Raw genomic sequence first — 20,338 nt, 5'->3', positions numbered from 1 at the left:
TTGCAACCCAAGGTTGCGCGTTTGTGCTTGTTTATGTGCACGGGAACCGATTATCGAAGGGTTGGGGACGCAGGTTGTGAGCGGCGGATCAGTATGGGAAGCATCGACGGGACCATCGTGTCCTCCGGAGGGAGTGAGGAGGGCGGGGTGGATTACTTCGAACTGGCGCCGTCGCCGCTGTGGCTGGAAGATTACAGCGCCGTCCGCGAACTGTTCGACACGTGGCGCGCCGATGGGGTCACCGATATCCATGCGCACCTGATGCAGGACCTGGAGCGTGTGCGCGCATGCTCCCAAAGGATCCGGGTGCTCAAGGTCAACTCGCAGGTGCTGAGCCTTTACAAGGTTGCCGACCACGAGGAACTCGTCGCCAGGCTCGATACGATCTTCAGCGCCGATATGCTGACCACCCATGCCCGCGAACTCGAGATGCTGTGGAACGGGCAGACCCGCTTTTCCAGCCATGCGATCAACTACACGGCGACCGGCGAGCGGCTGAACATCCAGCTGTCCGGCCGCATCCTGCCGGGGCACGAGGAAGACTGGTCGCGCGTGCTTGTCACGACGGAAAACGTGACCGAGCGGGAGTCCGCGCGCAAGGCCCTGGCCGGCAGCGAGCGCTTCGCCCGGGGTCTGTTCGAACATTCCCCCGTATCCCTGTGGGTCGAGGATTTTTCCGCAATCAAGACCCTGATCGACGAGGTGCGGCGGCAGGGCATTCTGGACTTTCGTGTCTTCACCGACGTGCATCCGGAATTCGTGACCCGTTGCATGAGCGAAATCCGCGTGATCGACGTAAACAACGCGACCATTCGCCTCTTCGGCGCGCCCGATAAGCGCACGCTGCTGAACAACCTGCCGCGCGTCTTCCGCGACCGCATGACCAACCCCTTCAAGGAACAGCTCATCGACCTGTGGAACGGGCAGCTCTTCCAGATGCGGGAAGTCGTCAATTATACGGTGGACGGCCGCGAACTGCATCTGATGCTGCAATTCTCCGTCCTGCCGGGGGCCGAGAACGACTGGTCACTCGTGCAGGTCGCGCTGACGGACATCACGGCGCGCAAGGCAGCGGAAGCCTATCTCGAATTCCTTGGCCGGCATGACCCGCTGACCAAGCTCTACAACCGCTCCTTCTATGTGGACGAGTTGAACCGCCTTCAGCGCAACGTTACCGTCCCGGTCAGCGTCATGATCATGGATCTGAACAATCTGAAGGAGGTCAACGATACGCACGGCCATTCGGCCGGCGACGACCTTCTGCGCCGGGCCGGAGAGGTTCTGGGCAAGCTGGTGGAGCCACCCTCCAGTGCTGCGCGGATCGGCGGCGACGAGTTCGCGCTGATCCTGCCCGGCCTCGACGAAGCCGACGGCCGGAAGGTCCTGGCCGATCTGAACGAACTGTGCGAGCTGAACAACCAGTTTCACTCCGTCTCGCAGATCAATCTCAGCCTGTCGGCCGGGCTTGCCACGCACCGGGACGGCGAAAGCCTGGAATCGACCGCACGCCGCGCCGACCGCGCGATGTACGAGGCCAAGCGTGCCTACCACCGCGATCTCGCGCAACGGCGCAACAGGGCTTAAGACCCGTCGAAGCATCCTCTCGTCCCACGGACCTTTCTCATGGCTCACATCGTCGTCTTCGGTTCCATCAATGTGGATCTCGTGTCCAAGGTCGCGCATATCGCCCGACCGGGTGAAACCGTCCTGTCGCCAAGCTACGACACGCATTTCGGCGGCAAGGGCGCCAACCAGGCCGTGGCCGCCGCACATGCCGCGCGCGGGCATGGGCTGAGCGTGGCCATGCTGGGCGCCGTCGGGCGCGACGCGTTCGGGGATCAGTGCCTGAGCAACATGGACGCAGCGGGTGTGGACATAGCGGGTGTCCAGCGCAGCCATGAGCGGACCGGGGTGGCCTTCATCTCGGTGGATGCGCAGGCGGAAAACGCCATCACCGTTGCCAGCGGCGCGAACCGGCATCTGTCCGCCGGCGCAGTGCCACAGGCAGCCTGCCTCGGCGCTCGCGCGGCCGTCCTGCAGATGGAAGTGCCGATGGTCGAGAACCTCGCCTTCGCGCAAGGTTTGCCGGACGAAACGCGCCTCATCTTCAACTTCGCCCCGGCCGAGGACGATACCGATCCGGTGGCGCTGAAGGCGCTTCTGTCACGCACCGACATTTTTGTGGTCAATGAGCACGAGGCCGAAGTGGCGGGCCGGATCGCCGGCGACGGAGCCCATGATTTCGCGCAGCTGGCAACGGCGCTCGGCCTGGACCTCGTGGTGACGAAGGGGGGTGCGGGCGTCGATCTTTTCGCGCGGGACGGGCGCTTCCGGCATTTCGATGCCCCGAAGGTGGATGTCGTCGATACGACCGGCGCGGGTGATCTCTTCACCGGCACGCTTGCCGCGCGCATTGCCGGCAAAGTGCCGCTGGACGAGGCCATCGCTGCGGCCTGCAACGCCGCTTCCATCGCCGTGACCCGCCCCGGCGCGCAAGTCGACGTCTTCGCCTAGCCCGCCGCGAAGGCGGCCCGCACGCCGGCTGCCACGACGAGGTAGCGCAGCAGCTTTCCGATGAAGACGAGGGCGATGAAGCGGCCGAGCGGCACCCGCAGGATGCCGGCCGCCACCGTCAGAACATCGCCGACGACCGGCGCCCAGCTGAACAGAAGGCTGACAAGGCCATAGCGCTCGAAGAGGTAGGACCACCGGGTGAGCTGGCTTTGCGGGACCGGGAACCAGCGCCTGTCCGAAAAGGCTGCCAGGAACCGCCCGCAACACCAGTTGACGACCGACCCCGCCGTATTGCCGAGCGTTGCGCAGGCCAGCATGATCCAGGGATCGCCGGTCTTCGACAGAAGGAAGGCGACGAACATGACCTCGGAGGCGCCGGGCAGGATCGTCGCGGCCAGGAGGGCCGTCCAGAACATGGCGCCATAGGCGGCGATCTCGCTCATGCTCGGCACCGCCGCGCGTCACCGCGCTGTGGGTCTTCAAACGGCATGACATCGGGGTCCAGGTGGCCGGTGCCGACGCCATAGCCGTTCATCGGCGCGTCGTACAGCGGGGGCTCGTCGCACGAATTGGTCACACGGGCCTGTGGGACTATGTTGAGGGGATCGTCCTTCGATCGACAACACAGGAGCATGCCATGCGCATGGACACCGTCTTCCTCTTCGATCTTGACGGAACGCTGGTCGATAGCGTCTATCAACATGTTCTTGCCTGGAAGCAGGCCCTGGATCATGAAGGCATTTCACTGTCCGTCTGGCGGATCCACCGAAGGATCGGGATGAGCGGTGGCCTGTTCACCGACCAGCTCCTGCGTGAAACGGGCCAGGAACTGACGGTGGAGAAGGCCGAACGCCTGCGCCATCTGCATGCACAAGCCTATCGCGCGCAAAGGGCCAGCGTGCAGCCGCTGCCGGGCGCCCGGGAACTGCTGCACTGGCTGAGTGAGAACCGCATCCCCTGGGCCATCGCCACCAGCGGCCGGATGGAAACGGCGCGGGTCAACCTCGAGGCGCTGGGGGTGGATCCGGACGAGGCCGTGGTCGTCACGCGCGATCAGGTGCGCTACGCCAAGCCCGATCCCGATCTCTTCCTGGCGGCGGCGGAACGGCTCGGCGCGCCGATCGGCTCGGCAATGGTGGTCGGTGACGCAATCTGGGATATGCTTGCGGCGACTCGCGCCCGTGCCCTCGGCATCGGCCTCCTGAGTGGAGGCTACGGCTGCGAGGAACTCCAGAAGGCCGGCGCCTTTCGGGTCTATGCCGATCCAGCCGATCTCCTGGTGCATATCGACGAGGTGGGCGGCCGCCGTTGAGGCACTCCCACCCCGTCTTCAGTCGGCGGGGCGTGGAGAGCTTGCATGGCAGCGGAAGCAGGTTTGTCGCAGACCGTCGGTCCGGCGGTGGTTCTTCTGGCGTCGGCCGTCATCGCGGTGCCGCTCTTCCGGCGGCTGGGTCTTGGCTCGGTGCTCGGCTATTTCGCCGGCGGGCTGCTGGTCGGCCCGTCCATCCTGGGCATCTTTACGGAACCCTCCACCATTCTCCACGTGTCCGAGCTCGGCGTGGTGATGTTCCTCTTCCTCATCGGGCTGGAGATGCGGCCCCATAAATTATGGGCCATGCGCAGCCAGATCTTCGGGCTCGGCCTGTCGCAGGTCGTCCTGTGCACCGCGCTCCTGACGGGGGCGGGCATGGTGGCCGGCTTTGCCGCGCCCGTCGCCTTCATCGCCGGTGCGGGCTTCGTCCTGTCGTCGACGGCCGTCATCATGTCGGCGCTGCAGGAGCGTGGGGAAATGGCGACCGGGCAGGGGCAGCGCGCCGTGTCGATCCTGCTTCTGGAAGACCTGATGATCGTGCCGCTCCTGGCCATCGTCACCTTCCTCGGCGCGTCGACGGCGGCGGCCGACGGCGCTTCGGGGCTGCGCGCGGTTGCCATAGGGCTGTCTGCCGTCGTCCTCCTGATCGCCGCGGGGCGTTGGCTGCTCGATCCCTTCTTCGCGCTCCTCGCCCGGGCGCGCATTTCGGAGGTCCTGACCGCCGGTGCGCTGCTCGTGGTTCTGGGCGCTGCGCTCATCATGGAACTGGCCGGCCTGTCCATGGCCATGGGCGCGTTCCTGGCCGGTGTGATGCTGTCGGGGTCGAGCTACCGGCACCAAATCGAAACCGATATCGAGCCCTTCAAGGGGCTCCTGATGGGCCTGTTCTTCCTGGCGGTCGGCATGTCGCTCGACCTCGGCGTGGTCGGCGCACGCTGGCCCATCATCATCGGGCTCCTGGCCCTGTACATATTGGTCAAGGCGGTCGGGATCTACCTCGTCGCACGGCTGTTCGGTGCGGGAAACAAGGATTCGCTCCGGCGGGTGGCCCTGTTCGCGCAGGGCGGCGAGTTTGCCTTCGTTCTCTATTCGGCCGCGCTGGGCGGGGGTGTCATCAGCACGGTGGAGAGCGCCATTTTCTCCAGCGTGGTCATTCTGTCCATGGCCATTTCGCCGCTGATCGGCATTGCTGCCGATCGGCTGCTCAAGGACGATGCCGTATCCCTGGACGGTGTCGTTGAACCGGACGGCCTGAAGGGCAGGGTCCTGATGATCGGCTTCGGCCGTTTCGGACAGGTCGCCTCGCAGCTTCTCCTGGCGCAGAGCGTGAACGTATCCCTGATCGACAACGATCCGGACCGCGTGCGGGAAGCGAGCCGGTTCGGCTTCACCGTCTTTTACGGCGACGGCACGCGGCTCGATATCCTGCGCCAGTCCGGCGCTGCGACGGCCGACATCATCATGGTCTGTGTGGACAAGCCCGCCGCTGCCGACCGGATCGTGGAGCTGGTGCGGGAGAACTTCCCTGGCTGCAAGCTGCTCGTGCGCGCCTATGACCGTGGACATTCCATTCGGTTGCGGCGCGCCGGTGTCGATTACGAACTGCGCGAAACGGTGGAATCCGCCATCACCTTCGGCGCCGAAGGCCTGCGTGCGCTTGGAATGATAGCCCTGGACGTGGACGAGGTTGCCGCCGATATCCGGCAGATGGATGAAGAGCGCCTTCAGGCGCAGTGCCAGGGCGATATCTTCTCCGCCGGGGAAAAGCTCCATGTGCAGCCGCGCCCCGAACCGCTGGTCAAGCCGCGCCAGGGCCGCGAGCGCGAGCGCCAGGCCGCCGAGTGAGGCGAAAGGCGGCACCTGGGCAGGCGTGATGTGCCGCTCATCCCATGGTATCGCGCTCGGGAAACCATTCAGGAAGCAAGTTCGATGAACCCCGATATCACCGCAGGCCTGACGCAACTGGGCCACGATACGCCTCTGCCGACCGATCCGGATTCGGCCCGGCTGGAACGCGTGCCGAACCCGCAAGCCGGCATTGCCTATTGCGTGCGGTTCACCGCGCCGGAATTCACCTCGCTCTGCCCCATGACCGGCCAGCCCGACTTTGCGCATATCGTCATCGATTATGTGCCGCAGGACTGGCTCGTCGAAAGCAAATCCCTGAAACTCTTCCTCGGCTCCTTCCGCAACCACGGCGCCTTTCACGAGGACTGCACCATCACCATCGCAAGGCGCCTCGTAACGCTCCTGGAGCCGCAATGGCTGCGCATCGGCGGCTACTGGTACCCGCGCGGGGGCATTCCCATCGACGTGTTCTGGCAGACCGGTCCGGTGCCCGCCGGAATCTTCCTCCCGGACCAGGGCGTGCCGCCCTATCGCGGGCGGGGGTGATGCTTATGCTTGCGGGTTAGCCGCTCCCATCTGTCGAACCTCCCGGAGGGAAATATGGTCGCCATGGATGCCATGATCCACGCTTATGAGCAGCGGCTGCAGGCCTTTGCTCTAGCGCCGACGCCCTACCGTCATGGCATCGCCTGGATCGATGGGGCCTACACGCCGATCGAACAAGCCCGGATCCCGCTGCTCGATCAGGGCTTCCTGCACTCCGACCTGACCTACGATGTTCCGGCAGTGTGGAATGGTCGCTACTTCCGGCTGGACGATCATCTGGACCGGCTGGAAGCAAGCTGCAGGACGTTGCGGATGCGTCTGCCGGTCGAACGGGCGGCGCTGCGCGAGCAGCTGATCGATATGGTGGCCGTCAGCGGCATGAGGGACGCCTTCGTGGAGATTATCGTCACGCGCGGACTCAGCTTCGTGCGTGGCGCCGATCCCGATACGATGCAGAATGCGCTCTACCTTTTTGCCGTCCCCTATGTCTGGGCCATGCCTCCGGAGATCCAGCGCGTCGGCGGGACCGCGATCGTGACCCGGACCGTGCGGCGCGTTCCGCCCGGGGCGATCGATCCGAAGGTCAAGAACCTGCAATGGGGCGATTTCATCCGCGGTCTTTTTGAAGCGCGCGACCGGGGCGCTGCCTTGCCGATCCTGCCGGACGGAGATGGCAACCTGACCGAAGGCGGCGGCTATAATCTCTTCATCGTCAAGGACGGGGTCCTCTACACACCGGAGCGCGGGGTTCTGGAGGGTATAACGCGTCATACGGTGTTGGACATCGCCGCGGCGCGCTCCTTAAGCGTCCGGATCGAACACGTGCCCGTCGACCTGGCCTACAAGGCCGACGAGATATTCCTCTGCACAACGGCAGGTGGCATCATGCCGATTGCCATGCTCGACGCAAAGCCCGTCGGGGATGGTCAGGTCGGGCCGATCACCCGCGCCATATGGGAAAGCTACTGGGCTCTGCACGACGATCCGGCATACAGCTTTGCGGTACCCTATGCCGGGGCGGACTGACGCTCAGCCATAGCTGCGCGCCATGGCCGTCAACGAGAGCGGGCGGATGCTGGCGGCGCGGCCGGCTGTGCCGAAGGCGTCGAAGCGGTCCAGGCAGACGGCCGTCATGGCTTCCATGGCGGGCTTCATGTAGCGCCGCGGGTCGAACTCGGCCGCGTCCGTCCACAGGACGCGGCGGATCGCGCCGGTTGCGGCAAGGCGCAGGTCCGTATCGATGTTGATCTTGCGCACGCCGTGGCGGATGCCGCGCTGGATCTCCTCGACCGGTACGCCCCAGGTCGGCTTCAGGTCGCCGCCATGTGCGTTGATCACGGCCTGCAGATCCTCCGGCACCGAGGACGACCCGTGCATGACAAGATGCGTGTTGGGGAGCCGGCGGTGGATTTCTTCGATCCGGTCCATCGCAAGCACGTCGCCATCGGGCTTGCGCGAGAATTTGTAGGCGCCATGGCTTGTGCCCATGGCAACGGCGAGGGCGTCGACGCCGGTGGCTTCCACGAAACGCTCGGCCTCGTCCGGATCGGTCAGGAGCTGGTCATGCGACAGGGTTCCCGTCGCGCCATGGCCGTCTTCCTGATCGCCCATGCCGGTTTCGAGCGAGCCGAGGACACCGAGTTCGCCCTCCACCGACACGCCGCAGGAATGGGCAACCTCGACGACCTTGCGGGTAATGTCGACATTGTAGGCGAAGTCGGCCGGGGTGGCGCCGTCCGCCTTCAGCGAGCCGTCCATCATGACGGAGGTGAAGCCGCTCTGGATGGCCGTCACGCAGGTGGCGAGCCCGTTGCCGTGGTCCAGATGCATGCAGACGGGAATATGCGGGTAGAGCGCCACGAGCCCGTCGATCAGGTGTTTGAGAACGATGTCGTTGGCATAGGCGCGCGCGCCGCGGCTGGCCTGCAGGATGACAGGGGCGTCAGCCTCATCCGCCGCGGCCATGATGGCCAGGCCCTGTTCCATGTTGCTGATGTTGAAGGCCGGGACGCCATAGGCGTTCTCTGCGGCGTGATCGAGAAGCTGTCTCAACGAGATGCGGGCCAAAAAACTCTCCCCCCTGGGCGCTGGCGGACCTCTTCCCGCCGTCTCCTGCGGGAGGATAGGGCGCACAGGCAAACTTCACAAGTTGGGTCTCAAAATAACATGATAATTGTTGAAAATTTCAAAGTGCGTGTTATATCTGCTTTCAGGTGGAGGAGATCGCAGTGCGGCCCGAACAGCGCAGGCATGAGATCATCGAGATGCTGATCCGGGAAGGTTCGGTAACGCTGGAGGCGTTGGCGAGCTGCTTCGACGTGTCGACCATGACCATCCACCGCGATCTGGACGAACTGGAGTCGGCCGGCCTCTTGCGCAAGATCCGCGGCGGAGCCACGATCGAGGCCGGTGGGCAGTTCGAGAGTGATTTCCGGTACCGCGCGCGCGTCGCGGCCGACGAGAAGCGCCGCATCGCACAGCGTGCCGCCGACTTTATCGAGCGGCGCATGATCGTCATGGTGGATGACGGGTCGACCTCGCAGATGATCGCCCCCCATCTGATCGACAAGCGCCCGCTAACAGTCATCACCAACAATCTCGCCTTGATCACAGGCCTGGCCGGGGAACCGGGCATCGACCTTCTGGCGCTGGGCGGCAGCTTCTCCAAGAAGTTCAACGGTTTCTTCGGCACGGTCGCGGAAAAGGCCATTGCCGAGCTGCGCGCGGATGTCGCCTTCCTGTCGAGTTCGGCCATCGACGGGCGGACGGCCTTTCACCAGGACCAGGAGGTGCTTGAGGTCAAGCGCGGCATGATCGCCTCGTCCTCGGTGCATTACCTGATGGTTGATCATCGCAAGTTCGGGCGGACCGCACTGCACCGCCTATCGGACCTCAGCGTCTTCGATGGCGTCATCACCTCGGATGCGCTCCCGGGCGACAAGGCGACGGCCCTGATGGACGAGGGCATCAAACTTTTCTTCGCGCACAAGGATTAGATCATGTCGCAGACGAACCGGCTCTGGATCGGTACGAGTTGGAAAATGAACAAGACGCTGGCGGAAGGGCGCGCCTATGCCGAACGGCTGGCGCAAGCGCCCGCGGACCCGCGCATCCAGCGGTTCATCGTCCCGCCTTTCACGCTGGTGCGGGAGGTGAAGGCCCTTTTGTCAAACAGCGACGTGAAGGTCGGCGCGCAGAACATGCATTGGGCGGAGGCTGGCGCCTGGACGGGTGAAGTGTCCGCGCCGATGCTGGTCGATTGCAAGCTCGACATCGTGGAGCTCGGCCATTCAGAGCGCCGCGCTTACTTCGGAGAGACCGACGAAACCGTTGGCCTGAAGGTGGCCGCTGCCGTGGCGCATGGGCTCATCCCGCTCATCTGCGTCGGTGAGACGGAGGAGGAGAAAGAGGCTGGACAAGCCGATGCCGTCCTGGCCCGGCAGGTCGAAGGAGCGCTCGGCAAGCTCGGCGCAGATCAGGCCGCGCGTCCCATCCTGATCGCCTACGAGCCGGTCTGGGCCATCGGCGAACATGGCAAGCCGGCCACGGCCGACTATGCCGATGACCGCCAGGCCCGCATCATCGAGATCGCCCGCTCCGTCACGGGCCATCGCATTCCCTGCCTCTATGGCGGGAGTGTCAATCCGGGCAATTGCGTCGAACTGATCGCTTGCCCACATATCGACGGCCTGTTCATCGGGCGCTCGGCCTGGGATGTCGAAGGCTATCTCGACATACTCGACCGTTGCGCCGCATCGCTCTGACAAGAAGGAAGACAGACATGAAGATCGCAATCGCCGGTGACAGTGCCGGGGCGCCGCTGGCCAAGGCCCTTGCCGAACACCTGTCCGGCAAGGCCGGGCTGGAAGTGTCGGATGTGAGCACGCCGCCCGCCGGTTCGTCCGAACTCTACGCCAACCTGTCCGAACGCGTCGCGAGCGGCGTGCTCGACGGCACCTATGACCGCGCCATCCTGTGCTGCGGCACCGGCATCGGCGTGGCGCTGTCGGCCAACAAGGTTCCGGGTATCCGCGCGGCTCAGACGCACGACACCTATTCGGCCGAGCGGGCAGCCCTGTCGAACAATGCGCAGATCATCACCATGGGTGCGCGGGTGATCGGTGCGGAACTGGCGAAGTCCATCGCTGACGCCTACCTTTCCGTCAGCTTCGACCCGAATGGAAAGTCGGCCGACAATGTCGACGCTATCGACGCGCTCGACCGGAAGTATCATTCCGCATGACGACTTTGCCCGGGCGGATCGTCCGGGCATAATCATGAGTGATGCACCCGGCGATTCGTGCCGGGTGTGTCGGTTCTCGGGGCGGGGTGCAATTCCCCACCGGCGGTCACAGCCCGCGAGCGCCTGCCCATGGCAGGGTCAGCAGAGTCCGGTGAAACTCCGGCGCCGACGGTATAGTCCGGATGAGAGAGAACGGGCAGACGGCGTGCGCTTGCGCATGCCCAAATCCTGTTTGCGGCCCGATTTCCCTTCAGCAACTGATGGAAGCCGCAATGACACGACCACTCAAAATCGCATTCATCAAGGCGCGCTGGCACGCGGATATTGTCGACAAGGCCCTGGACGGCTTCCGCCAGGCCATGGACGCATCGGCGCCCGGGGCCGAAATCCAGGTCTACGACGTGCCCGGCGCATTCGAAATGCCGCTACTGGCACAAAAGCTCGGACGCACGGGGCGCTTCGACGCGATCGTCGCGGCGGCGCTCGTCGTCGATGGCGGCATCTACCGGCATGATTTCGTCGCGGCCGCCGTGGTCGACGGGCTCATGCAGGCGCAATTGGCGACGGGCGTGCCCACATTTTCCGTATCGCTGACACCGCATCACTTCCAGCCGACGCCGGAACATCGGGACTTTTTCTCCGCCCATTTCGTGAAGAAGGGGCAGGAGGCGGCGAGGGCCGTTCTGGATATCGCCGCGCTCGACATGTGATCGGCCTGCACGCCGTGAGCGGCCGGGCCAGCCGGCCCGGCCGAAGCGGCGATCGAGCGCCCGTATCAGACGGGCAACTCGATATGGACGGCCTGCTGGACGTAAAGTCGGATATTCGTGAAATCGACGGCGTTCCACCCGTTGCCGATATCCGTAACGGTGGCGGTTGCCACTGTGTGTGTCAGGTCCAGTGTGGTGTCAGCAGTGCCGAGAATACGCAACTGCGCCTTCCCGTTAGTCTCAAAGACGTTGAAGGACGATAGAGACAGAACGTCCGCCTCTGCCAGCCTGAGGGTGTTCGTTCCTCCATCGGTCATATCGATGACTTCGATATTTGCGAGCCGTCCTTCGTTCAGGATGCCGCCACGCAGTATCTCGCTCAGGTCGATCACACGGTTCAACCCCGTTCCGTCGATCTTGAGCGTATCGATCCCCCCGCCACCATCGATACGCGAGACTGTATCGAGGTTGGTCTGCGGGTCCATGAGGCCGTCGAGCACCTGACGTGTAACGATGATCACGTCGTCGCCGGCGCCCGCATACGCCACGCTTCCCTTCGCGCTGAGGCTCAACTCGTCATTGCCAGCGCCGCCGACCAGTGTTTTAGCAACACCATCATCGGACAGGGTGTCCGCTCCGTTGCCACCCATCTTGTCGACCGCGGTCGTATAGACATCAGCGCTCGTCGTTCCGAAGACGACATAGGCCCGCCCGGTGTTTATGTCGCCGTCAATCTCCATGTACGGGGCTGCCACGATCACGTCAGACAAACCGTCGCCGTTCAAATCGCCGGCGTAGGACACCATTGCGCCGGCCGTGGAACTCACGCTTTCACCAAGAAAAGCGAAGCCGCCGATGCCATCCTTCACCGTGTTGATATCGACGATGGATGTATCGTGCTTTCCGAAGACAACGACCATCCGCCCATTATCACCACTTTGGCGAGCGCCGACCACGATATCGCTCAAGCCGTCGCCATTCATGTCGCCGGCGTAGGATACGGAGATGCCGACGCCATCGTAGTTGCAGTGCCCGGCGATCGCGAACCCACCCGTGCCGGCCGAAACCGAGGACAGGTGGACCGCCGAGGTATCGCTCTTGCCGAAGATGACATAGGCGCGACCGATGACGTCGTATCCCAAGTCGCCCAAGAGGATATCGGCATAACCGTCGCCGTTTACATCGCCCGCCGTGGAGACCGAGTAACCTGCTTCCGTGTTGCTGGCGCCGGATTGGATGACGAAGCCGCCTTGTCCCGCGGCAATGGCGGAAAGCTGGATGTTTGCGGTAGGCTGCCTTGTTCCGAACACGACGTAGGTCACGCCGCTCCGTGTGCCGCTGTCGCCTATGGCGTCGGTCGCCGAAATCAACATATCGGCAATGTTGTCTCCGTTGACGTCGCCAGCCGACGCAACCGCATACCCCGCCAGGCTCGAATTTCCCTCTGAGATGATGGCAAAACCACCATTCCTGCCCGTGACGTCCGAAAGGTTGACGGCCGTCCCATCCCTCTTGCCGTAGACGACATGCACACGACCGGCCTTATTATCGGTCATGTAGGAGGAGATCAGAACATCGGACAGCCCGTCGCCGTTCACGTCACCCAGACCGCCAACGGAGTAGCCAGCGCCGGCCATGGTCATCTCGCTTATGATGGCAAAGCCACCATTGCCGGAGCTCACGCTCGAAATCTTGACTTCGGCTCCATCGGATTTTCCGAATACGACATAGGCGCGGCCGCCGCCGGTATAGGGTGTGTTGGTCGCGCCACCGAGAACAAGATCGTCATATCCGTCGCCGTTCACGTCGCCGGCCGGCGCCGCTGCATAGGCACCAGGTCGGTTGATGGCACCTTCTCCGGTAATCGCGAAGCCACCGCTGCCGGCGGCGATATTGGAGAGTTGCACCTCGCTGCCGAGCCCGCCGACCTTGCCGAAAATGACATAGCCACGCCCGGCGTTCAGGAAGCCGGTATCGTTGTTTGCTGCAGCGACGAATATGTCGTCTATGCCGTCACCGTTGATATCCCCCGCATAGGTAACTTTCGAGCCCAGGACTTCTTCCGGACCTTCCGGGACGATCCGGAAGCCGAGATTGTCCGAATAAACCTGGCTAAGATTCAGGTCGATGGGCGCTTCGCGGGTAAAGGCATAGCCTCCCGCAGCGATGCCCTGAAAACTGTTGCCGGCCACGTCCGTCAGCACGCCCGCCGGCATGGTCAGCTGGTAGCTGACGCCATTGGTCAGAGGCGTTGACAGCGTGATGGTGACCTTGCTGCCGGAAATGACGACCTGACTGTCATTGATCGGGATGTCTCGGACCTCACCCGCACCGTCGCTGATATGGATCGCACCCGTTCCCGCACTGACCGGACCATCGAAGGTCAGGACGATCGTGTCGCTGCGCAGCGCCGCCTGATCCGCAGGCTTGGTAAGTTCGAGCTCCGGTTCGCTGTTGTCGATGATCAGGCTCGCGATGTATTCCTGTGCGGGGCTGTCCAGTGACGCGGCGTTGCCCGACGCGTCCCTGAAGAGGGGGGCATGAGTGGAAAGGGCATTCTCGGGGATGGTCAGTCCGTCCTCGGCATGGTCGCCTGCCTGCACCGTGTAACGGAACACGAGTTCACTGGTCCCATTGCCCCCGACATAGGAGGCTGCGCGTAAAGCACCAGAAACATTGAGTGGAAGGCCCGGTTCCGGACCATCTGCGGCGAAGGATACGGCCTGGTCGAAGGTGACGGTGAAGTCTATCGTGTCTCCCGCATTGTAATGCCCGGCAATCCCGCCGCTTGACGCGGTGGAAGCAATGGACACGATAGACGGCGCAGACGTATCGACTACGATCGGTGCAGCCAGATTGGCGGCCGCGCCACTATTGCCAGCCAGATCGTCATAAGCGCCTTGTGCGACGGCTATGGTGATGGTGCCATCCTGTACATTCGCCGCCGGCGTAAGCGTGGCGGTAAAGACGGTAGGGGACCCTGTCGCCACAAGGTCGCTCAGCGTGCCGTTGGCAACTTCGACATCCGTCAACGCGAAGTTGGACGGAGCGCTACTGAAGGTAAAGGTGACCTGAGCCGTCTGACCCGCGAGAAGTGTGGATCTGTCGACGCTGATGGCCAGCGTGGGTGGCGCAAGAACCTGCACCGCCGGCATTACGAAAGGCTCGCTCGCGTTGTCTACCGCGTCGTACTGGCGCACGCGAACCGAACCTTGGGGGTGATTGCCCGGCGCAAGTTCGAAAAACGAGCCGGAACCCGCCGTCCAGCTTCCACCGCCATCGAGCGAGTATTCCCAGCGGCCGCCATTCTCAAGGCCACTCACATCGACACGACCGTTGCCGGTGATGAAGTCCGTGTCGAGACCGCCCGTATCCTGGTGAAGCGCCGCCGTTGGCGCGGCAGGGGCCGTCACGTCGATCGCCAGGCTGGCCGAATACTTGGCTGAGACAGGCCCGCCATTGCTCAGCGTGATGTCGATGGTGGCGATGCCCTCACCGATGTCGAGGACATCGGCGAAGCTGATATCCACATTGACCCGCCCCGCCACGACCTGCTTCTGCGTCAGTTGCAGAACCTTTGTCTCGTGCCCGTTGATGACGACACGCAGACTGTCGCCGGCGACAGCGTTCGTCGGAAGCTTGACGCGCGCCACCACATTTTCGTCCATGAAGTCCGCAACCAGCCGGTTGATCGGCGCCTGGGTTGCGATGAAGTCTTCCAGCGAGTTCTGATTATTGGACGGAAAGGTGACCGTCAGCTTCGCGGCCGGAACGTCCAGTGCCACGTCCGGCTTGATGATCGTTGCCGCTTCTTTATTGACGCCGGACTCGAAGATCGCCGCTCCCTGGTCGAGCAGTGCGACGCCGGTGCCGGACAGGCTTCCCGTCGAGCCGCTGACGCTGATCTCGGATGCCAGCAACGCCAGTGTGTCCGCCACGCTGCCGGTTCTTTGATCGAGCCCGGACAGGCGGGCGAGGAGCTGGCCATAGAGTTCGGCAGCGCTGACCCCGTCGGCTTCATTGTAGGCAGCGTCGAGGACGGTGACCGCGCCGGCCGACGCATCGAGGCCGAGTGCGGAGGCGACCGCAGCAGTCACCGAGGTCACCTGGTCAGCCGTGACGGCAAGACCCTCGCCAGCGATGCCGAGCTTCTGGGCGACGAGTTCCGTCACTGGCGATACGACGACGCTCTTGTCAGCGGTGCCCATCACGAAGACGCTGCGGAGCGGAGTGGAAAGCTGCGTCGCCTGGCCCGTCGTTTCGTCTGTGTGTGTGATGTTGCTGGCCACGATCATCAGGGGGCCGGAATGATCCCCTGTCAGAACCACGCGCGCGTTGCCGTCAGCGTCCGTATCACCCTCCGCCACCAGCCCTTTCGCACCGATGATCCGGTAGTGAACCGGTCCGGCGACCGGGCCGGCCACGACGCGGAAGGATACGGTGCTCGTGACCGGATCGACCGGATCGGGCGTGACCGAATGGGACGAGCCGGAGCCGCCGCCTGCGGCCAGTGCGACGCCGCCGCCGGCTGCCAGCGCGCCGAGCACGATGGGAATGCGGTTATCGTGCAGGAGGGACGTGCCGGCGGTGTCGTGATCGTTCAGCACCATGAACGTATCGCCGAAGGCATGGGTCAGCCCCGTCACGCTGCTTGCCGAACCAGCGATGTGGTAGATCGCAGAGCCGTCCGATGCTTTGGACAGCGGCACGGAACTGCCGTCCAGCACCGCTGAGTGGCCATCCTTTCCCGGCAGCTCGATCGAGCACTTGGAATTCTTGCAAAGCGTCAGGAAATCGTCGAGCACGATCTGGGTCTTGCCGTCGAGGAGCAGGATCAGATCGCCGCCGTCATTCTTGCCGGAGGCAACGGCGACGACGTCCTCGACAGGCTTGAGATCGCCCGATCCTTCGACGGTCTGCAGCAGCTTGTAACGGCCGCCTGCCTTGACGCGGACGCGTGTCGACATGCCCTGTGCAGCATCCACCCGATGACCATCAGAAACGATGACGAACTTCGGCGCTGCGGTTCCGGAATCGAGCTTGGCCATACGAGGTCTCCTGTTGGATTCCTTCGCATGATATAAGACTTACGATAGATGTAAGCCGGGTCTGTGCCCGGCTGGAAGGCGTTGCTTACAGACGCAGGCGTCCGCTTTCCCGCAACCATGCGGCGGTCTGCGTGACCTCCTCGTCAAGCCGGTCGTCGCTCCACCCCAGCACCTGCGCGGCGCGCTGTGCGATGGCTTGCATATCCCGCATGGTGAGGGCGCCCGTCACGGCCAGCGTCGTGCGGCGCAGAACGATGTCGGACAGGTGTTTCACCTGTTCCTTCGCAAGAATGTAGTCGATCTCGGCCAGCCCATAATCGTGCGCATTGGCCAGTCTTTCACTGCCGAACTGCGCCTCATGACGCGCGATATCCCGTGCCGTCGATCCATAGCGCGCCAGGAGCGTGGCGATCCGGTCCGGCGCCAGCCCCGTTTCCCGCGAACAGTCCGCGCACCATGCCCGGCGTGCGGCTCCGTTGGCGGGATAGTCCCGCCCACCTCCGATAGGCAGCGTCTCGGTCGATCGGCGCCGCGTCTGGCCGAGCCGCTCGAGGATCGTGTCGGCCACCTCCGCGGCAAAGCCCCGGAAGGTGGTCCACTTGCCGCCCACCAGAGATATGATCGGGACGGTCCGCCCGCCCGCAGGCTCCAGCACGGGCGCGGAATGATCGCGGCTGATCAGCCCAACATTGGCCGCGTCGGAGGCGGGCAGGGGGCGGATGCCGCTATAGGCGTAGACGATCTGCGAGCGGTCGAAGGAGAGGCCCGGCAAGAGCCCTTTCAGGCTTGCCAGGAGGTAGTCAATCTCCGCATCCTCGCAGGTCACGCTGTCGGGATTGTCGGCCTTGATGTCCGTCGATCCGACAAGCGCGCGGCCGAGATAGTCGTAGACGAGGCATATGCGCCCGTCATCGGCCTCGAAATAGATCATCCGGCCGCTGAGCATCTTCACAAGCTCAGGATGGTCCATGAGGATGTGCGACCCCTTGGTGCCGCCGATCAGACGGCTCGGCGTGCCGAGCGCAGCGTTGACGTGATCGATCCAGGGGCCGGCCGCATTGACGATGATCCGGGCGGACACCGTATCCTCCTGCCCATCCTCCGCCACCAGCGCGATACGGTCCGCTTCGAGCCCGAGGATGCTGGTCCAACTCATGGCTTTCGAGCCCGGCGAGGCCGCAATGCCATCCGCGACGAGTTCGAAGACCAGCCGCTCCGGCCGTGCGATCCAGGCATCGTAATAGGTGCCGGCCGCCACGATGGCGGGGGTCAACGCGGGGATCGCCGCCAGGGCCTTGCGCCGCGACAGGACCCTGTGACGCGGCATCACACGGTGGCGCGCGCCATAGAGATCATAAAGCGACAGTCCGATCTTCACGATGGCCGCGCCCCGGCTGCGCGGTGCGGTCGCCGAGCCGAACAGCGTTCGCACGGCCGCCCAGGCACCCCGCGTCCAGGAGAAGATCGGGATGAGCGTCGGCAGCGGGTAGACGCAATGCGGCGCGTTGCGCAGAAGCAGGTTGCGCTCCAGCGTGGATTGCCGGACCAGGCCGAACTCCCCGGTTTCCAGATATTTGATGCCGCCATGGATCAGGCGCGACGGCGCCGCGCTCGTGCCGCCGCCGAAATCCCCCTTGTCGACGATCAGGCAGGACAAGCCCTGCTCGCACAGATCGCGGAACAGGCCGGCCCCGTTCACGCCCGCGCCCAAGATCACCACGTCGTAGCTTTGCACGTTGGAACTCATGTCGATCGCTTTCCGACTTCTCTGAACGGGATGCCTGCTTCGGTGAGCTTGCGGCTCGTCGCGGGCGGCAGGCCGCCGGCAACGAGGACATGGGTGAACATGTCGAGCCGCGCGAAGTGGTGCAGGGCGGTGCGGCCGAACTTCGACTGATCGACCAGAAGGATGCGCGTGCGGGCCGAGGCCAGCATGGCCTGCTTGACGCGCACGACCCCGGCATCCTGGATGAAGCAGTCCAGCCCATCCACAGCGGAAGCCGAACACACGGCCACATCCGCCCGCATGCGTGTAAGGGCGGTCTCGCAAACATGACCGATATAGGCATCGTAGGTGGCATGGTACTGGCCGCCCGGGCAGAGAAGCTCGATCCCGTCCGCGGCTTTCAGCACCTGCGCCGCGCCGAGGCTGTTGGTGACGACGGTCAGCGGGGCCTGCGCGGCAAGACGCGGCGCCAGGGCCGCGACCGTCGTCGAATCGTCCAGCATCACGACCTGTCCGGGCTCGACATAGGCGAGCGCGGCTTCGGCCAAAGCCAGCTTCTCCTTCTGGGCAAGGCCGGTCCGGAACTGGAACAGGCTTTCATAGATGCCGGAAGGCTGGGCGCTGACGGCGCCATGCAGCTTGCGCAGCACACCCCGTTCGGCGAGCTGGTCGACATGGCGGTGGATCGTCATCCGCGACACGCCGAAATGCTCGACGAGCGTGTCGATCCGAACCTGTCCATGCGCAATCACATAGGCTGCGATATCGTCGCGCCGGTCGCCGCTGCGCATCAGGAAGCCCTCCCGGCGTCGCCCAGGGCCTCGAGCTGCGGCCAGACGGGCGCGAGCGCCTGTGTCAGCGCGGCATAGGCCGTGTAGCGGCGCTCATAGGCGGCCGCATGGTCGGGGCGCGGCAGGAAGGTCCTGCCGTCGGCGGCAGCCCCGCGCGGATCGGCCATCGGCGTTTCGAACAGGCCGATGGCAGCGCCGGCGCAGAGCGCAGCGCCCCAGGCGGCGGCCTCTTCCGTTTGCGACACGGTCACCGGCAAGCTTAGAATATCGGCAAAGAGCTGCGCGACCGTCGCGTTGCGGGCAATGCCCCCCGTCAGCCGCGCGCCGGTGAAGGGGAAGGCGTCGTGCAGCGCATCGACATGGTAGCGATGGTTGAACGCGATGCCTTCGATCACGGCGCGCAGCATATCATCGCGGTCATGCCAGCCATGCAGGCCCACGAACCCCGCGCTGGCGCTGCTGCCATGGGGGGAGCCGAACAGGAAGGGATGGAAGAGCAGCGTGGAGGGGCGCGCAAGCGCCGCATCGAGGCCGCGCGCGAGCGCGGCGTGAATGTCCGTGCCGTCCCTGTCTGCCGCCTGGCGCTCCGCGCCGCAGAGCCGGTCCAGGAACCAGTCGTAATTGGTGGCCGATGCGGGAGAAATGGACATGGCGTTCCACTGCCCGGGCTGGATCGCGTTGCGGCAGAACCAGCGTGGATCGACCCGCGGCTCATGGGACACGACTTCGTTGATGGAATAGGTCCCGGCCACGATGTCCACCGTGCCGAGCCGCTGGCCGCCGACCCCGAGCGCGGAGGCCGTGACGTCGTGCAGGCCGGCGGCGACCGGCGTCCCCTCCAGGAGGCCCGTCTGGCGCGCTGCGTCAGCCGTGACATGACCCACGATCTCGGCGGAGCCGGACACCGGCGCCAGCGCATGCGATATGGCCGTGAGGCCGAAGATCGCAAGTGCCTCGGGCGCATAGGCCTGGCTCTGCACGTCGGTGAAGGATGTGCTTGCCTCCGTCCGGTCTGTGCCGATCGTGCCTGTCAGGCAGAAGCGCAGCCAATCCTTGCAACCGACGATATGGCCGATCTGCGCGTAGCGCTCCGGCTCCTCTTCGCGGATCCAGGCCAGCAGCGTCGACGGCGCCGAAAGGTGCGGCTCCTGGCCCGTGAGCGCCAGGGCGCGCGCGCAGGTGTCGGACCGGCTCCATCCATCCAGAATCTGGCCCGCGCGGCTGTCCAGCGACAGGATGCCCGGGCCGAGCGGCTGCCGGCTGCGGTCCAGAAGATACAATCCGTCACCATGGGCCGTCGCCGCGATGGCCGCGATATCGTCGGCCGGGCGGCCGCTGGCGGCAATCGCCTCCCGGATGGCGGCTGCCGTCTCTGTCCACAGGCCGGTCATGTCGCGCTCGACATGGCGGGGGCGGGGAATGCTTTGGGGTATCCGCCGCCGCGCGACGGCAAGGGTTTGCCCCGTTTCATCGAAGATGACGGCCTTCGTGACCGTCAGTCCACTGTCGATACCCAGAATGCAGACCATGGCCCGCGCCTCCCCACCCCATGTCGAATATGAACATACAATGTTGGGAAGTTCACAGCAATATATGTTAC

At 64.5% G+C, this 20,338-nt stretch carries 17 protein-coding genes and 1 riboswitch; of the genes, 10 read left to right on the top strand and 7 right to left on the bottom strand.

Annotation, left to right across the window (positions count from 1 at the left end; genetic code table 11):
- The first annotated feature begins 93 nt into the window (after positions 1-93).
- Both AUL30_RS01710 and AUL30_RS01705 read left to right on the top strand, forming a co-directional pair.
- The gene (locus AUL30_RS01710; RefSeq protein WP_062226101.1) at positions 94-1,584 is read left to right on the top strand and encodes a sensor domain-containing diguanylate cyclase; all 1,491 of its coding nucleotides are present in this window, start codon (positions 94-96) and stop codon (positions 1,582-1,584) included.
- Positions 1,585-1,623: 39 nt separating this feature from the next.
- Positions 1,624-2,514 (top strand): PfkB family carbohydrate kinase, encoded by an 891-nt coding sequence (locus tag AUL30_RS01705; protein ID WP_062226100.1) that lies wholly within the window; start codon positions 1,624-1,626, stop codon positions 2,512-2,514.
- On the opposite strand, the gene AUL30_RS01700 is transcribed toward AUL30_RS01705, so the two are convergent.
- Complete coding sequence (locus tag AUL30_RS01700) at positions 2,511-2,957, bottom strand: YqaA family protein (protein WP_062226099.1); 447 nt, start codon at positions 2,955-2,957, stop codon at positions 2,511-2,513. The genes AUL30_RS01705 and AUL30_RS01700 overlap by 4 nt on opposite strands.
- Positions 2,954-3,247: a hypothetical protein gene (locus tag AUL30_RS19900; RefSeq protein WP_192843005.1), complete on the bottom strand. Its 294-nt coding sequence runs from the start codon at positions 3,245-3,247 to the stop codon at positions 2,954-2,956. Before AUL30_RS19900 ends, AUL30_RS01700 begins: the two co-directional genes overlap by 4 nt.
- Here AUL30_RS19900 and AUL30_RS01695 point away from each other — a divergent pair.
- From AUL30_RS01695 to AUL30_RS01680, 4 genes are all read left to right on the top strand, one after another.
- Entirely contained in the window at positions 3,152-3,826 is a 675-nt protein-coding gene (locus AUL30_RS01695; protein ID WP_062226098.1) for an HAD family hydrolase, read from the top strand. The two genes, AUL30_RS19900 and AUL30_RS01695, sit on opposite strands and share 96 nt — an antisense overlap.
- 45 nt (positions 3,827-3,871) lie before the next feature.
- Entirely contained in the window at positions 3,872-5,671 is a 1,800-nt protein-coding gene (locus AUL30_RS01690; protein WP_062226097.1) for a monovalent cation:proton antiporter-2 (CPA2) family protein, read from the top strand.
- A gap of 84 nt (positions 5,672-5,755) precedes the next feature.
- Entirely contained in the window at positions 5,756-6,220 is a 465-nt protein-coding gene (gene queF, locus AUL30_RS01685) for a preQ(1) synthase (RefSeq protein WP_062226096.1), read from the top strand.
- A gap of 63 nt (positions 6,221-6,283) precedes the next feature.
- A complete protein-coding gene (locus tag AUL30_RS01680; protein WP_244490675.1) occupies positions 6,284-7,246 on the top strand; it encodes an aminotransferase class IV in 963 nt (320 codons plus the stop codon).
- Between the two features lie 3 nt (positions 7,247-7,249).
- Here AUL30_RS01680 and fba read toward each other — a convergent pair whose 3' ends face one another.
- Positions 7,250-8,287 (bottom strand): class II fructose-bisphosphate aldolase, encoded by a 1,038-nt coding sequence (gene fba / locus AUL30_RS01675; RefSeq protein WP_062226094.1) that lies wholly within the window; start codon positions 8,285-8,287, stop codon positions 7,250-7,252.
- Positions 8,288-8,448: 161 nt separating this feature from the next.
- On the opposite strand from fba, the gene AUL30_RS01670 reads away from it, so the two are divergent.
- The 4 genes from AUL30_RS01670 (at position 8,449) to AUL30_RS01655 (ending at position 11,173) form a co-directional block, all read left to right on the top strand.
- Entirely contained in the window at positions 8,449-9,216 is a 768-nt protein-coding gene (locus tag AUL30_RS01670) for a DeoR/GlpR family DNA-binding transcription regulator (RefSeq protein ID WP_062226502.1), read from the top strand.
- A 3-nt stretch (positions 9,217-9,219) separates the two neighbouring features.
- Positions 9,220-9,984, top strand: coding sequence for a triose-phosphate isomerase (locus AUL30_RS01665; protein ID WP_062226093.1), 765 nt, complete (start codon positions 9,220-9,222; stop codon positions 9,982-9,984).
- A gap of 17 nt (positions 9,985-10,001) precedes the next feature.
- Positions 10,002-10,463 (top strand): D-erythrulose-4-phosphate isomerase, encoded by a 462-nt coding sequence (gene derI / locus AUL30_RS01660; protein ID WP_062226092.1) that lies wholly within the window; start codon positions 10,002-10,004, stop codon positions 10,461-10,463.
- Positions 10,464-10,531: 68 nt separating this feature from the next.
- A riboswitch (FMN riboswitch) is annotated at positions 10,532-10,661 on the top strand.
- Positions 10,662-10,735: 74 nt separating this feature from the next.
- Positions 10,736-11,173 (top strand): 6,7-dimethyl-8-ribityllumazine synthase, encoded by a 438-nt coding sequence (locus AUL30_RS01655; protein WP_062226091.1) that lies wholly within the window; start codon positions 10,736-10,738, stop codon positions 11,171-11,173.
- Between the two features lie 65 nt (positions 11,174-11,238).
- Here AUL30_RS01655 and AUL30_RS01650 read toward each other — a convergent pair whose 3' ends face one another.
- From AUL30_RS01650 to AUL30_RS01635, 4 genes are all read right to left on the bottom strand, one after another.
- Entirely contained in the window at positions 11,239-16,221 is a 4,983-nt protein-coding gene (locus AUL30_RS01650) for an Ig-like domain-containing protein (RefSeq protein ID WP_062226090.1), read from the bottom strand.
- 85 nt (positions 16,222-16,306) lie between these two features.
- Positions 16,307-17,968, bottom strand: coding sequence for a glycerol-3-phosphate dehydrogenase/oxidase (locus AUL30_RS01645; protein ID WP_062226089.1), 1,662 nt, complete (start codon positions 17,966-17,968; stop codon positions 16,307-16,309).
- Positions 17,965-18,738 carry a DeoR/GlpR family DNA-binding transcription regulator gene (locus AUL30_RS01640; protein WP_083507600.1) on the bottom strand — a complete coding sequence of 258 codons (774 nt, stop codon included), beginning with the start codon at positions 18,736-18,738 and terminating at the stop codon, positions 17,965-17,967. The genes AUL30_RS01645 and AUL30_RS01640 overlap by 4 nt, the downstream gene beginning before the upstream one ends.
- On the bottom strand, positions 18,738-20,267 hold the full coding sequence (locus AUL30_RS01635; RefSeq protein WP_062226087.1) for an FGGY-family carbohydrate kinase: 1,530 nt from the start codon (positions 20,265-20,267) through the stop codon (positions 18,738-18,740). Before AUL30_RS01635 ends, AUL30_RS01640 begins: the two co-directional genes overlap by 1 nt.
- Positions 20,268-20,338: the final 71 nt, after the last annotated feature.

This window comes from Aureimonas frigidaquae (genome assembly GCF_001463905.1).
In the GTDB taxonomy this organism is placed as follows: domain Bacteria; phylum Pseudomonadota; class Alphaproteobacteria; order Rhizobiales; family Rhizobiaceae; genus Aureimonas; species Aureimonas frigidaquae.
The sequence above is the reverse complement of the archived record's forward strand: the minus strand, read 5'-3'. Positions and strand labels throughout refer to the sequence as shown.